The organism is Methylobacterium sp. AC315 (assembly GCF_979253755.1).
Window position 1 is genome coordinate 90,385 of sequence record NZ_CEEDEA010000006.1, and the last position, 13,152, is coordinate 103,536.

Genomic DNA, 13,152 nt, shown 5'->3' on the forward strand with positions numbered 1-13,152 from the left:
TTCCTCCGGATTGTCCATTTTTTGTTTTGTATTTTTTACAAGAACGCGATCGTGCAGGGGCTCGAACTCTGGCGTGAGCCCGTCTGGGTGAGATCCCCGGATCCGGGGTCGATGGTGAATTCGGCCAGGCTGTCGCCCTGCTCGTTGGCGACCAGGAGGCGGACCCCGTCCGGCGCCAGCGCCATGAAGCGCGGGTCCCGGCCGCCGGATGGCGTCCAGCCGGCCGGTTCGAGGTGGGAGTCGGCCACGCGGAAGCGCGCGATCCCGTCCTGGCCACGGTTCGAGGCGTAGACGAAGCGCCCGTCGGGCGTGACCACGATCGCCGCCGCCGTGCTCGCTCCGAAGAAGTCCGGCGGCAGCGTCGGGACGCACTGGAGCGGCGTGAGCGTCCCGGACGGCGCATCCCACCGGCAGGTGGCGACGGTGGAATCCAGTTCGTTGACCAGGAAGGCGAGGGCCCCGCCGGGATGGAACGCGATGTGGCGCGATCCGGCGCCCGGGCGCAGCACGGCTTCGGAGGCGATCTCCAGGCGGTGGCCGCCGATCCTGAGGATGAAGACCCGGTCGAGACCCTTGTCGGGCACCAGAACGTGGCGTCCGTCCGGCGACAGGACCACGTGGTGCGGGTGAGCGCTGGCCTGCTCGGTCCGGTGCGGGCCGGGCGCGCCGGGCATCGGGAGAACCTGCGCGGCCGGTTCCAGCCCGCCATCGGGCCGCACCGGCATCAGCGCGACCGAGCCGCTGGCGTAGTTCGCGACGATCAGGAACCGCCCGCTCGGGTCGAGCGCTTGGTGGACGCTGTTGGTACCACCGGTCTCCGCGCTGCCGAGGCTCCGCAGGGTGCCGTCCGGCGTGACCGTGAAGGCGGTGGCCGCCGCGCCGTCGCCCTGGACCGTGTAGAGCACACCGCGGGTGGGATCGGTGACCAGGAAGGACGGGTTGTCCAGCCCGTCGACCCGGCCGAGATGGGTCCAATCGTCGAGCCCGGCTCCAACACGGTAGACGTCGATGCCCTGGCCACGCGCCCGGCGCCGCGCGGTGGTGAAGCAGCCGACGAAGGCGAGGCCGAGGGGGGAGCGGGGCGCGTCGTCGGTCATGCCGGTCTCCGGATCAGCTCCGCCGCGGGACGCGGCGCAGGAAGTCCGGGTTCAGCTCGGACAGGCGGTTCACCCCGATCAGCGCCATGTCGCGGTTGAGCTCCTCCTTGAGGATCCGCATGGCATGCTCGACGCCCGCCGCCCCGCCGAGCGCCGCGCCGAACATGAACGGCCGGCCGAGCAGGACGAAATCGGCGCCGAGCGCCAGGGCCTTCATCACGTCGGTGCCGCGGCGGATGCCGCTGTCGACGATGATCTTCAGGTTGCCCTTCCGGGCGGCGATCTCGGGCAGCACGTCCAGGGGTGCGATGGCGTGGTCGAGCTGGCGGCCGCCATGGGTCGACAGGATCACGCCGTCTGCGCCGCAGTCCTTCGCGATTTCAACATCCTCGGGGGCCAGGAGCCCCTTCACGACGAGGTTGCCGGACCACCGCTTGCGGATCGCCTCCAGGTTCTTCCAGGAGAGCTGGTCTCGCGCGATGGTGTTGCGCACCGCGCCCTGCGACATCATCGGGGGGCCGCGCTCGGCCTCGGTGTTCTCGAAATGCGGGGCGCCGTGCTTCAGGAATGTCCGGGCGACGGTGCCCAGCAGCCAGCGCGGATGGGTCGCGCTCTGCCACGCGACCTTGGGCGTGACCTTGATCGGCATCGAGAAGCCGCTGCGGGTGTTGTGCTCGCGGTTGCCCAGCGTCGGGGTGTCGGCCGTCACCACGAAGGTGCGGTAGCCGGTGGCCGCGACCCGGTCGAGCAGGCGGTCGATCCGGGTCTGGTCCCCCGGCAGGTAGCCCTGGAACCAGGCCTGCGGGTTCTGGGCGTACACGTCCTCCAGTTTGATCAGCGAGGAGGCGCTGAGGATCATCGGCAGGTTCATCCGCCGGGCCGCCTCGGCGAGAACGATGTCGCCGCGATAGGCGATGAACGCCGCCCCGCCGAGCGGCCCGACCCCGAAGGGGGCCGCGTAGGTGTGGCCGAACAGGTCTGTGACGGTGTCGCGGCCGGAGGTGTCGCGCATCAGCCGCGGCACGAGCGCATAATCAGCGTAGGCACCGCGGCTATGGGCGAGCGCCGCCCCGGTCTCGGCCCCGCCGGCCACGTACTGGAAGATCATGTGCGGCAGCAGCCGCCGGGCGTGGCGCTCGAAATCATCGAGTGCCAGCAGGTCGCGGAACCGATAGGGCGTGACCGCGTCGCTGCGCTTGAGGCTGGTGACGAGGGCCTGCGGGCCGGCGATGCCGGGGGCCGCGGTATCGGCCTGCCCCACCGTGGGGGCCTCGCGCTCGGGAGCCCCTAGGCCGGAAGCCGGCTGGTTGAACGTCGCCATCCGCTCCTCCCTGGTTTTCAGCGGACCCGGATGTCTGCGGGCCGGCAGTCGATTTGAAAGCGCTTTCAGATAGCCAGCAACGTTCGGGAGTGTCAATATACTGCCGGTCCAGGCAACGCTTAGGCGCGGACGCGTACCGGGGGAGAGTCGAATTTCCGTGTTGGATGGGCCGGGTGAGATCCTCGAACCGCCGTCGCGCAGCCCGGTGGCGCGGGACGTGGCCCATCGCGCCGGGGTCTCGACCGCGACGGTCTCCCGGGTGCTCAACGGCTCGGCCGGGGTCCGGGCCGACAAGCGGGACGCCGTGATGCGCGCCGCGCAGGATCTCGGCTTCGTTGCCAACGGCGCCGCGCGGGCCCTCTCGACCCGCCGGTTCATGGCCGTCGGGGCCGTGGTCCCCAACATCGAGAACGAGGCGTTCGTGCGCGTCCTGTCGAGCTTCCAGGAGCGGCTCCGACATGCCGACTACACCCTGGTCGCCGCCAATGCCGGCTACGACCTCGAGGACGAGCTGCGCGAGGCGACCTTCCTGCTGGAACGCGGCGTCGACGGGCTGATGCTGGTCGGCGACATCCACCACCCGGATCTCCATGCCCGCATCGCCCGGCACGGCATCCCGATGGTGCAGACCTTCAGCCTGTCGCGGGAGCGTCCCTGCGTCGGCTTCGACAACGCCGCTTCCGCGGCCCGGGCGGCGAACTACCTGATCGATTTGGGCCATCGCCGGATCGGGGTGATCTCCGGCTTGCGCAAGGACAACGACCGCGGCGGCGCCCGCGTCACCGGCATCGCGCAGGCGCTGGCGGCGCGCGGCCTGACGCTCGCCCCCGAGCACGACATCGAGATCTCCTATGGCATCGGGGGCGGCCGCGACGGCTTCCGCCAGATGCTGGCGGGCGGGCGTCCGCCCACCGCGATCATCTGCGGCACCGACCAGATCGCCTTCGGGGCGATGATCGAGGCCCGGGCAAGAGGGCTCGACGTACCCGGCGACCTCTCGGTGATCGGCCACAACGATTCCGATTTCGCACCCTTCCTCGACCCGGCGCTGACCACCATCCGGATCCATTCCGCCGAGATCGGCCACGCTGCCGGGGACCACCTGATCGCCCGGATGCAGGGCCGCCCGATGGTGCGCCTGACCCAGATCGACGCCGAGCTGATCCTGCGCGCCAGCACGGCGCCGCCGCGCAAGCAGGACCTCGATTGAAGCGGATCAGCGATATCTTGCCACCGTTTTGAAATCGCTTACAACACCGTTATCGCCAAACGGACGCCCAACCGCGCCGCATCCCGGGAGACAACATGGCCCCGCGCATCGTCCTCCTGCACGCGACACCGGTCGCGATGGCTCCGATCCAGGCGGCCTTCACGGAGCGCTGGCCCGAGGCCGAGACGGTCAACCTGCTGGATGACGGCCTGTCCCTCGACCGGGCCAAGGAACCCGGCGAGATCTCGGAAGGGATGATCGACCGGTTCGTCCGGTTCGGGCGCTACGGTCACGACATGGACGCCGACGGCATCCTGATCACCTGCTCGGCCTTCGGACCGGCCATCGACCGGCTGATCGAGTCCGTGCCGGTGCCGGTGCTCAAGCCGAACGAGGCGATGTTCCGGGCGGCGATTGCGCAAGGCGAGCGCATCGGCATGCTGGCGACCTTCGGCCCCTCGATCGGCACCATGACCGATGAGTTCGAGGAATTCGTCGGCCAGGCCGGCCGGCCGGCGAGCCTGCGGACGATCCTGGTGGACGACGCCATGGTGCGCCTGCGCGCCGGCGACGCCGAGACCCACAACCGGCTGATCGCGGCCCGCGCTTCGGAACTGTCCGACTGCGACGCGATCATGCTGGCGCATTTTTCGACCTCCCGGGCGGCCGAGGCCGTGCGCGCGGTGGTCGACGTCCCGGTCCTGACGGCGCCCCACGCGGCGGTGGACCGGATGCGCGCGATGATCGAGACGGCTGGGAGGGCCTGATCCATGAAGCTCGGTACCTTTTCCGACCGCCTCAGTGGCCATTGCGGGTTCCTGTTCACGGAGCGGCCGCTGGCGGAGCGGTTCGCCGCCGCGGCCCGAGCCGGGTTCCGGGCGGTGGAGCACCCCAACCTGTTCGCGACCCCGGCCCGGGACGTTGCGGCCTGGCTCGATCGGGCCGGCGTGCCGCTGGTTCAGACCGGCTTTCCGGCCGGCGACGCCTCCAAGGGGGAAAAGGGCTTCGCGGCCCTGCCGGACAAGGTCGCGTATTTCCGCTCCACCATCGAGCCGACCCTGGACTATGTCGCGCAGCTCGGCTGCCGGATGGTTCACCCGATGGCGGGCGTCCGGCCGGCCGGCGCTGAGCCCGCGCGGCTGTGGGACACCTATCTCGACAACCTCGCCTTCGCGGCCGACGCCGCCAAGGCCCGCGGCATGACGGTGATCGTCGAGCCGATCGGCCCGGGCTCCATCGCCGATTACGTGATCGACGACCCGCTCAAGGCCGTGGATGCGATCCGTGCCGTGGGCCGGGACAACGTCAAGCTGCTGTTCGACGCCTATCACTGCGTCTGCCTCGGCCATGACCCGGCGGCGCTGATCCGGGCACACGCACCGCTGATCGCCCATGTCCAGATCGCCGACAATCCCGGCCGGCACGAGCCCGGCACCGGTACCATCGCGTTCGACCCGATCCTCGAAGCGCTGGAAGCCGTTGGCTATGCCGGCTTCATCGGCTGCGAATATCACCCGGCCGCGGGCACAGAGGTGGGCCTCGGCTGGATGCGCGCAGCCTCGGCGTAGGGCCGGTGGCCGTCAGAACCGCGCTGCGACGCCGCCCATGATGGTGCGCGGCTGGCCCGGGGTGGCGTAGCGGTTCTGGAAGGCGCTGTCGTAGTAGATCGCGTCGAACAGGTTGTCGACGTTGAGGTAGACCCGGACATCCGGCGTGATCTGATAATACGATATCAAGTTCACCACCGTGTAGGCGGGCATCGTGAACGTCGACACGGCCGTCCCGGCGACGCGCTGGCCGACCACGTTGAGCCCGCCCCCGAAGCCGAGCCCCTTCAGGGCGCCGCCCTGGACCTCGTAGACCGCCTGCATGGCAAAGCTGTTGGCAGGAATGTTGGCCAGTCGGGTCCCGACCGGGATCGTGTTGTCCCGCGCCACCGCCGCATCGACATAGGTGTAGGTGCCGATCACGCGCAGGCCCGGCGCCAGCTCGCCTGCCAGGGTGAGATCGAAGCCGCGGCTCTGCACCACGCCGGCGGCGACGTTGAAGGCGGAATCGACCGGGTCCGTGGTCGGGACGTTGGTGCGCCGGATGTCGAACACGGCCGCGGTGGCGTTGAGCCGCCCTTCGAGCAGGCCGACCTTCACGCCGGCCTCGTAGCCCTCGCCGCCCTCGAAGGCGAGGGGCTGGCCGCGCCGGTCGAAGCCGGTGCTGGGCTTGAACGAGCGCGCGTAGTTTCCGTAGGCCGCGACCGCGTCGGACAGATCGTAGACCAAGCCGAAGCGCGGCAGCGCCTCCGTGCCGCGCAGGTTCGTGGTGCGGTTGTTGAGATAGGACGTCGAGTCCTGTCCGACATCCTCGACCCGGACCCCCACCAGGGCGTGCAGCTGAGGGGTGACGTCGATCTGATCCTGGACGTAGCCCGCGTAGCTCTCCGTGTGCTGCAGGAAGTTGGTGATGGTGGGCAGGCTGCGCGGCAGCGCCTGGCCATAGCGCGGCGCCAGCAGGTCGAGCAGGAACGGATAGGTTGCGGCGTTCGAGCGGTCGAAGATCTCCCGGTAGCGGTAGCGGTCGTATTCGAGGCCGAGCAGCAGCGTGTGGTGCAGGAAGCCGGTGTCGAACTTGCCCGCCAAGTTGACCTGCACATCGGTGTCGGACCACGTCAGGTCGCGCCATTCCAGGTTCCGGCGCAGGTTGCGGCCGTCCGGCAGGAAGCCGTTGGCGGCCGCGCCGACGCCCCAGCTCTTCAGGGACCCGCCGAGCACCTGCGCGCCGGCCGTGAGCGCCCAGTCCTGGTCGAACCGGTGCTCGATCCGCAGCTGGCCCAGGGCGTCCTGGACCACGCTCTGCGGCAGGCCGGGCTCGCCGAGGAAGCGGGAGCGCGGGACGTTGCGCAGTCGGCCCTGGAGGGGGACAATGCCGCGATCGAAGGTCGTGCCGGTGCTGACGAAGGCGCCTTCCAGGGTGATCGTCGTGTCCGCGCTGGGCTTCCAGGCAAGGACGGGGGCGACGTGGTAGCGGTCGCCGCTCACGAAATCGCGAAAACTGCCGTTGTCCTCCACCGCGCCGGTGATGCGGGCGAGCACCTGGCCGTTTTCGTCGAGCGCCCCGGTGGCGTCGAAGGTGCTGCGCTTGGCGCCGTAGCTGCCGTACTGCGTGCCGATCGCCAGCGATCGCTCAGCCAAGGGCTGCTTGGTGACGATGTTGAAGGTGCCGCCGGGATCGCCGCGTCCGTACAGGAAGGCCGACGGACCCTTGAGCACTTCGATCCGCTCGATCGCGACGACGTCCGGCGCGTTCGGGTAGCCCCGACTGATCGGGAATCCGTTGCGATAATAGTCGAACACGGAGAAGCCGCGGATCGTGACTTCGGTCAGGCCGAGGCCGCCGAAACTGTTGGCGCGGCCGACGCCGGCCAGGTCGAGGGCGGTGTCGATCCGCGTGGCGGCCGCGTCCTCCAGCACCTGCCGGGTTACCGGCACGACCGTCTGCGGGACGTCGCGCAGGGGCGTATCGGTGCGGGTGGCGCTGATCGTGGTCGCGGGGGCGTAGCCCTCCGGGGGCCGGGACGGACCGCCCTGACCGGTGACCGAGAGTTCTTCGAGCTGGACCTCGTGATTCGCCTCGAATGCAGGTTCTGCCTGAGCCCGATCCGAGCTCATCACAGCAGAGCAGCCGATGATGAGCGCCGACGCAGCGAACTTTGCGCCCCGACAAGAAGTAATCGGTCCGGATTGTTTGAAGGTTTTCGCCACGTTCTCAAGCCAAGCTGCGTTCAGGCTGCCGGTATGGTTTCTGTGAACCAAAACGGTCAAGCTTGATCGCGGGCCTGTGCCCGGCGTAAAACTTGGAATGACTTTGAACTAGCCGTGGGATATCTTACGAGCGCTCAAAACTGCCCGCAGGCAGGGCCGGCGCGTTGCTGTCGCGCAACATCGCGGGCGGGCGGTTCGCGCGTGGCTTCGACGCCGCGGTCTGGCTACGCAGCCCCGAACAGCCGCGCCCGGCGCTCCAACACGGCCGGCCAGACTTCCGGGTTCACCAGGCGGGGCGGGGTCTCACCGCGCAGAAGGCCGATGATCTGCTCGGCGCCCCACGAGGCCACGTTCCGGCGCGCCTCGTGGGTGACGCCGGCGGTGTGGTAGGTCGCCACCACGGTGTCGAGCTGCAGCAGGCCGGAATCACGGGGCGGGGGCTCCGGTGCCCACACGTCGAGGCCGGCCCCCGCGAGATGGCCGGCCGTCAGGGCATCGGCCAAAGCCGCCTCGTCGTGAACGCCGCCCCGGGCCGTGGTGATGAACAGCGCGCCGGACTTCATGGCCGCGAAGGTCGTGGCGTCGAAGCTGCCCCGGGTCGTGTCGTCGAGCGGGCAATGCAGGGACACGATGTCGGACTCGGCGAGCAGCCGCGCGCGATCCACCGGCTCTGCGCCGCGCGCTCGGATCTCGTCGGCCGCGAGCAGCGGGTCGTAGGCCAGGACCCGCATGTCGAACCCGCGGGCGAGCTTTGCGACCTCCCGGCCGGTATGGCCGATGCCGACGAGCCCGAGGGTCGCGCCGCCGATCTCGTGGCCCATCAGCGATTCCCGCGAGAAGCCCCGTTCCGTCCGCAGCAGCCGGTCCGAGACGCAGATCTTGCGCGAGACGGCGAGCATCAGGCCGATGGCAAGTTCCGCCACCGAGCGGGCATTGCCGCCGACCTGGTTGACCACGGCGACCCCCGCCCGGGTACAGGCGGCCGCGTCCACCGTGTCGAAGCCCGCCCCGCCGGACGACACCGCCAGCAGGTTCGGGCAGCCGGCCAGAAGGCCGTCGGTGACGTGCCAGCGGCGGGGCAGCTCGTCCCGTGCCGGGGAGACGTGGAAGACATGCGCCTGCGCCAGCAGGGCCTCGAGCGTTTCCGCCGGGCCCTGCAGGTCGCCGACCTGGAGGTCGATATCGGGCTCGGCCCTCAGCCGCGCATCGAAGACCGGGTTGATCCAGAGATTGAACCGGCAGACGCGCTTGAGGGCCGCCATCGGGTCAGCCCTTCACAACGGCGTCGATCGCATCGACCACGTGGTCGATGTTGTGGGTGTTGACCGCCGCCACGCAGATCCGGCCCGTCTCCAGGGCATAGACCTCGTGCTCGGTGCGCAGGCGGGTCGCCTCCTCGGGGCTCAGCCCGGTGTAGGAGAACATGCCCTTCTGCGTCTTGATCGCGTCGAAACCACGCTCGGGGTGGCGCTGCTGCAGGCTGTCCGCCATGCGCACCCGCATGGAACGGATCCGCTCACGCATCTCGGCCAGCTCCCGCTCCCAGTCGGCGCGCAGCTCCGGATCGGTCAGCACCATCTCGACGATGGCCGCGCCGTGGGTCACCGGGTTCGAGTAGCTCGCCCGCACAAGCCGCTTGGCCAGGGACTCGACCTTGGTCTTCAAAGCCGGGGTCTCGGCGACGATCGTCAGCGCGCCGACGCGCTCGCCGTAGAGCGAGAACGACTTCGAGAACGACGAGGCGACGAAGAACTCCTGACCCGACTCGGCGAACAGGCGTACCGGCGCGGCGTCCGCATCGAGGCCGTCGCCGAAGCCCTGGTAGGCGATGTCGAGGAACGGGATTAGGCCGCGCTCCGCGAGCAAGGGTGCGAGGTCGCGCCACTCGTCGGGCGTCAGGTCGGCGCCGGTCGGGTTGTGGCAGCAGGCGTGCAGCACCACGATCGAGCCCTTGGGCAGCGTCTCGAGGTAGGCACGCATCGCCGGGTAGTCGACGCCGCCGGTCTCGGCCGAGAAATACGGGTAGTCGACGACGGTGAAGCCGGCCTGCGTGAACAGCGCCTTGTGGTTTTCCCAGCTCGGGTTGCTCACCGCCACGGTGGCGCCGGGATTGAGCAGCGCGAGCACGTCGGCGCCGGTCTTGAGGGCGCCGGTGCCGCCGATGCTTTGGAGCGTCGCGGTGCGGTTCTGCGTCAGGATCGGGGCGCCCGCACCGAACAGCAGGGCCTGGACCGCGTCGCGGAACGGCTTGGTCCCCTCGATCGGCCGGTAGGTCTTCGGCAGACCCTTCTCGATCCAGCGCTTCTCGGCGGTCTGCACGGCGCGCAGGCGCGGCACCTTGCCCTCGGCATCCGTGTAGACCCCGACCACAAGGTTGAGCTTTTTCGTGCTCGTGTCGGCGTTGAAAGCCTCGAACAGGCGCATGATCGGGTCGAGCGGCGCGTCCTGGATGCCGGCGAACAGCGAGGTCATGATCGTCAATCGTCCCAGAGGGTCTTCGATGCGGCGCGAGCGGGCGGATCTGTCCGAAGTCGCGGGTCGGCCGACGCCCTTATTTCCCACATCGCGCCGGCCCGCCAGCGCTTCCGCGCGCAGCTGCATCCCGATCCGCTCAAGGATGAATGGATTTTGAAACCGCAGGCCGCGAACGCGTTTGGGTTCGCCTCCTCTGTCCGCGAAAGCCCGTGGCCAGCTTGTCGGACCGGTGCGCGGGCCCTGCGATGCACGCTTCCCGCCCGGCGCGACTGCCCATAACGTGTGGCGATGAAGCAGATCCTCGCCCCGATCGTCGCCGTTCTCCTGGCCGCGGCACCGGCCGCCGCTCAGGCCCCGGTGCGGATCGGCCTGTCGGCGCCGCTCACCGGGCCGGATGCCGCCTTCGGCCAGGGGCTGCGGCAGGGCGCCGAGCAGGCCGTCGCCGACCTGAACCGCGCCGGCGGCGGCCGGCCGAAATTCGCCCTGGTGCCGGCCGACGATGCCGGCGATCCCAGGCAAGCCCTCGCCGCCGCGAAGAAATTTGCTGCCGACGGCGTGCGCTTCGTGGTCGGGCCACTCGAATCCGGGGCGGTCGCGGCGGCGGCCCCGGTCTACGAGGAGGCTGGCGCCGTGATGGTCGCGCCCGGCGCCACCTATACGCCCCTGACCGGCCGCGGGTTGTGGAACCTGTTCCGGCTCGGCCCGAGCGACGCGCAGCAGGGCCGAGCCGCGGGGAGCTATCTCGTCAAGGCGTTCGCCGGCCGGCGGGTCGCCATCGTCAACGATCGCTCGACCTACGGGCGCGGCCTCGCCGAGGCGGTGGCGGCGCGCCTGAAGGAGGCCGGCACCCCGGAGGTGCTGTTCGACGGCTTTCCCCGCGGCACCCGCGACCTCTCCGATCTGGTCGGACGGCTGAAGGCGGCCCGAGTCGAGGCGGTGTATTTCGGGGGGCTCGCCCCGGAGGCCGCCACCCTGGTTCGCGCCCTGCGCGAGGCGTCCATCGGTGCTTCGCTGGTCGCGGGCGACGGCATCCTCGATCCCGCGTTCGCGGCTGTCGCCGGTGCGGCCGGGGAGGGGACCGTGATGACCCTGCCGCCCGATTCCCCGCGCCTGCCCGAGCCGAAGGGCAGCAAGGCGCCGACGCGCAGCCCCGAGGCCGAGAGCGTCGCGGCGTCGGGCTACGCGGCGGTGGAGGTGCTGGCGCAAGGCTTGGAGCGCGCCCGTCCGGCGGACCCGAAGGCCGGACGCGTTCCGGACGGCCGCAAGGTCGCCGAGGCCCTGCACGGCACCCAGCCGGCGCGCACGATCCTCGGGCCGGTCGGCTTCGACGAACGCGGCGACCGGATCACCGGACCGGTCACCCTGCGGGTCTGGCGGCGGACACCGGACGGGCGCCTGGACTACGCCGGCAACGACGTCTCCGGTCCGTGAGGGCGGGCCACTCGGGAGCGCGATCCGGGGACGTGCCGGACGCGGCATTCCGGAGATACCCTCCGGTTTTTTCGAAAAGATGAGGCCAAATCAGCGTTTGCGTGCATCATCCGGGGCTCGATATCCAGTCCGAAGCGCACGGCGTGACTTGCCGCGGGATCGTACGACGACTAAATGCGGGCAGCGTCGCTGAGCAGGCGCGGACCGTCCGTCGGATCGGATCCGCGCCCTGTGGCGTTTCCCGAGCTTGATGACAGCCGTAGAAGTTTTGCCGGAACGCCTGCTGCCGGACGGTCCGACTGGAGAAGGTGCATGGCGAAAGAAGAATTGATGCAGTTCGACGGTCTCGTGATCGAGATCTTGCCGGACGCGCGCTACCGCGTACAGCTCGACCAGGGCCACGAGATCGTCGCCTACACGGCCGGCAAGATGAAGAAGAACCGCATCAAGACGCTGGCGGGTGATCGGGTCACGGTCGAGATGTCGCCCTACGACCTCGAGAAGGGCCGCCTCGTGTTTCGCCATAAGGACGAGCGCTCCGCGGGTCCGCGTCCGCAGGTGCGGGGCGGTCAGTTCCGCCGCCGCTGATGGCTGAGCGCGCGACCCGGGGTTCCTCGGTCGCGCCGGCCTATCTGCTCCTCACGCTCACGGCGCTGCTCTGGGCCGGGAATGCGGTCAGCAGCCGCTGGGCCCCCGGCCACGTCTCGCCTCAGGTGATCACGACGCTGCGCTGGGCGGTGGCCTGCACGGCGCTCGCGCCGTTCGCGGCCCGCAGGCTCGTCGCGGAATGGGCGCTCCTGCGGCCCCACTGGCTGCGCATCCTGCTGATGGGCGGCCTCGGCTACACAGCCTTCAATTGCCTGTTCTACGCCGCCGGCGTCCATACCGGCGCGGTCAACCTGGCGCTGTTCCAGGGGGCGATCCCGGTCCTGGTGATCCTGCTCAACCGCGTGGCCTACCGGGTGCCGGTCACCGCCGGCCAGATGATCGGCGTGGTCCTGACGCTGATCGGCGCCGGCATCGCCGCGACCCACGGTGACTGGTCGGTCCTGACGCGCCTCGATTTCAACCGGGGCGATGTCCTCGTGTTCGGCGCCTGCCTGCTCTACGCGGGCTACACGATCTTCCTGCCGACGCGTCCGAAGGTAACGGCGCTGGCGTTCTTCGCCGCCATGGCGATCGCCGCCTTCGTGACCTCGCTGCCGCCCCTCGCCGTCGAGTGGGCTACGGGGCACGCGGTCTGGCCCGGGCTGGCGGGCTGGGCGATGGTCGCCTTCGTTGGCCTGGGCCCATCGCTGATGGCGCAGCTGTTCTTTATGCGCGGGGTCGAGCTGATCGGCCCGAACCGGGCCGGCCTGTTCGTCAACCTCGTGCCGATCTTCGGCGCGGGTCTCGCCGTCCTGCTGGTCGGCGAGCCGTTCGGGGCGACTCAAGCCGTCGCCCTGGCCCTGGTGCTCGGGGGGATCGCCTGTGCCGAGCGCCTGAAGCCGGCGCCGGCCGCAGGGGCGACCCCCGAAGCCGCCTATTCGCAGACGCGGACGCGCCGGATGTAGACGTCGCCGTAGGGGTCGATCGTGCGGCGGCGCTCGAAGTGGCAGACCGGACCGTAATCCTCTTCCACGTAGACCGGCGGCGGGGCGCGGTAGACCGGGCGTCCCGGATAGTAGCCATTGTTGGCCGACGACGCGATGGCGCCGCCGACTGCGAGGCCGCCGAGCACGCCGAGGGCCGCCGCGCCGCCGGCGCCGATCCCGTCACGGGCCTGGGCGGCCGGCGAGAGGGTGGCGAGGCTCCCGACGATGAGGCTCGTCGCGAGAAGGTACTTCATGACATTCCCCCTGATGGGTGCGATTCGGTCAGGCG

At 70.1% G+C, this 13,152-nt stretch carries 12 protein-coding genes; 6 read left to right on the top strand and 6 right to left on the bottom strand.

Annotated features, from left to right (window positions below):
* Window positions 1–35: 35 nt before the first annotated feature.
* Together AC0IY0_RS12580 and AC0IY0_RS12585 are read right to left on the bottom strand one after the other, a co-directional pair.
* Window positions 36–1,097, bottom strand: coding sequence for a lactonase family protein (locus AC0IY0_RS12580; RefSeq protein WP_471763952.1), 1,062 nt, complete (start codon window positions 1,095–1,097; stop codon window positions 36–38).
* Window positions 1,098–1,110: 13 nt separating this feature from the next.
* Window positions 1,111–2,418, bottom strand: a complete 1,308-nt coding sequence (locus AC0IY0_RS12585) for an alpha-hydroxy acid oxidase (RefSeq protein WP_471763953.1) — start codon at window positions 2,416–2,418, stop codon at window positions 1,111–1,113.
* 157 nt (window positions 2,419–2,575) lie between these two features.
* On the opposite strand from AC0IY0_RS12585, the gene AC0IY0_RS12590 reads away from it, so the two are divergent.
* From AC0IY0_RS12590 to AC0IY0_RS12600, 3 genes are all read left to right on the top strand, one after another.
* The gene (locus AC0IY0_RS12590) at window positions 2,576–3,628 is read left to right on the top strand and encodes a LacI family DNA-binding transcriptional regulator (protein WP_471763954.1); all 1,053 of its coding nucleotides are present in this window, start codon (window positions 2,576–2,578) and stop codon (window positions 3,626–3,628) included.
* Window positions 3,629–3,723: 95 nt separating this feature from the next.
* Window positions 3,724–4,395, top strand: a complete 672-nt coding sequence (locus tag AC0IY0_RS12595) for an aspartate/glutamate racemase family protein (protein WP_419830658.1) — start codon at window positions 3,724–3,726, stop codon at window positions 4,393–4,395.
* A 3-nt stretch (window positions 4,396–4,398) separates the two neighbouring features.
* A complete protein-coding gene (locus AC0IY0_RS12600) occupies window positions 4,399–5,196 on the top strand; it encodes a hydroxypyruvate isomerase family protein (protein ID WP_471763955.1) in 798 nt (265 codons plus the stop codon).
* Window positions 5,197–5,208: 12 nt separating this feature from the next.
* On the opposite strand, the gene AC0IY0_RS12605 is transcribed toward AC0IY0_RS12600, so the two are convergent.
* From AC0IY0_RS12605 to AC0IY0_RS12615, 3 genes are all read right to left on the bottom strand, one after another.
* Complete coding sequence (locus tag AC0IY0_RS12605) at window positions 5,209–7,290, bottom strand: TonB-dependent siderophore receptor (RefSeq protein ID WP_471763956.1); 2,082 nt, start codon at window positions 7,288–7,290, stop codon at window positions 5,209–5,211.
* Window positions 7,291–7,607: 317 nt separating this feature from the next.
* Window positions 7,608–8,645 carry a hydroxyacid dehydrogenase gene (locus AC0IY0_RS12610; protein ID WP_471763957.1) on the bottom strand — a complete coding sequence of 346 codons (1,038 nt, stop codon included), beginning with the start codon at window positions 8,643–8,645 and terminating at the stop codon, window positions 7,608–7,610.
* A gap of 4 nt (window positions 8,646–8,649) precedes the next feature.
* Complete coding sequence (locus tag AC0IY0_RS12615) at window positions 8,650–9,855, bottom strand: amino acid aminotransferase (protein WP_471763959.1); 1,206 nt, start codon at window positions 9,853–9,855, stop codon at window positions 8,650–8,652.
* A gap of 291 nt (window positions 9,856–10,146) precedes the next feature.
* On the opposite strand from AC0IY0_RS12615, the gene AC0IY0_RS12620 reads away from it, so the two are divergent.
* From AC0IY0_RS12620 to AC0IY0_RS12630, 3 genes are all read left to right on the top strand, one after another.
* Window positions 10,147–11,289 carry a branched-chain amino acid ABC transporter substrate-binding protein gene (locus tag AC0IY0_RS12620; RefSeq protein ID WP_471763960.1) on the top strand — a complete coding sequence of 381 codons (1,143 nt, stop codon included), beginning with the start codon at window positions 10,147–10,149 and terminating at the stop codon, window positions 11,287–11,289.
* A gap of 312 nt (window positions 11,290–11,601) precedes the next feature.
* Window positions 11,602–11,877, top strand: coding sequence for a translation initiation factor IF-1 (gene infA, locus AC0IY0_RS12625; protein ID WP_007561169.1), 276 nt, complete (start codon window positions 11,602–11,604; stop codon window positions 11,875–11,877).
* Window positions 11,877–12,842 (top strand): DMT family transporter, encoded by a 966-nt coding sequence (locus AC0IY0_RS12630; protein WP_471763961.1) that lies wholly within the window; start codon window positions 11,877–11,879, stop codon window positions 12,840–12,842. Before infA ends, AC0IY0_RS12630 begins: the two co-directional genes overlap by 1 nt.
* Here the strand turns inward: AC0IY0_RS12630 and AC0IY0_RS12635 are convergent.
* Window positions 12,812–13,117, bottom strand: a complete 306-nt coding sequence (locus AC0IY0_RS12635; RefSeq protein WP_147896884.1) for a hypothetical protein — start codon at window positions 13,115–13,117, stop codon at window positions 12,812–12,814. The genes AC0IY0_RS12630 and AC0IY0_RS12635 overlap by 31 nt on opposite strands.
* Window positions 13,118–13,152: the final 35 nt, after the last annotated feature.

Bases quoted from the DNA above. Each gene is read 5' to 3' on its own strand.
- AC0IY0_RS12580 (WP_471763952.1), bottom strand. From the start codon at position 1,097: ATGACCGACGACGCGCCCCGCTCCCCCCTCGGCCTCGCCTTCGTCGGC.
- AC0IY0_RS12585 (WP_471763953.1), bottom strand. From the start codon at position 2,418: ATGGCGACGTTCAACCAGCCGGCTTCCGGCCTAGGGGCTCCCGAGCGC.
- AC0IY0_RS12595 (WP_419830658.1), top strand. From the start codon at position 3,724: ATGGCCCCGCGCATCGTCCTCCTGCACGCGACACCGGTCGCGATGGCT.
- AC0IY0_RS12600 (WP_471763955.1), top strand. From the start codon at position 4,399: ATGAAGCTCGGTACCTTTTCCGACCGCCTCAGTGGCCATTGCGGGTTC.
- AC0IY0_RS12605 (WP_471763956.1), bottom strand. From the start codon at position 7,290: ATGAGCTCGGATCGGGCTCAGGCAGAACCTGCATTCGAGGCGAATCAC.
- AC0IY0_RS12610 (WP_471763957.1), bottom strand. From the start codon at position 8,645: ATGGCGGCCCTCAAGCGCGTCTGCCGGTTCAATCTCTGGATCAACCCG.
- AC0IY0_RS12615 (WP_471763959.1), bottom strand. From the start codon at position 9,855: ATGACCTCGCTGTTCGCCGGCATCCAGGACGCGCCGCTCGACCCGATC.
- AC0IY0_RS12620 (WP_471763960.1), top strand. From the start codon at position 10,147: ATGAAGCAGATCCTCGCCCCGATCGTCGCCGTTCTCCTGGCCGCGGCA.
- infA (WP_007561169.1), top strand. From the start codon at position 11,602: ATGGCGAAAGAAGAATTGATGCAGTTCGACGGTCTCGTGATCGAGATC.
- AC0IY0_RS12630 (WP_471763961.1), top strand. From the start codon at position 11,877: ATGGCTGAGCGCGCGACCCGGGGTTCCTCGGTCGCGCCGGCCTATCTG.
- AC0IY0_RS12635 (WP_147896884.1), bottom strand. From the start codon at position 13,117: ATGAAGTACCTTCTCGCGACGAGCCTCATCGTCGGGAGCCTCGCCACC.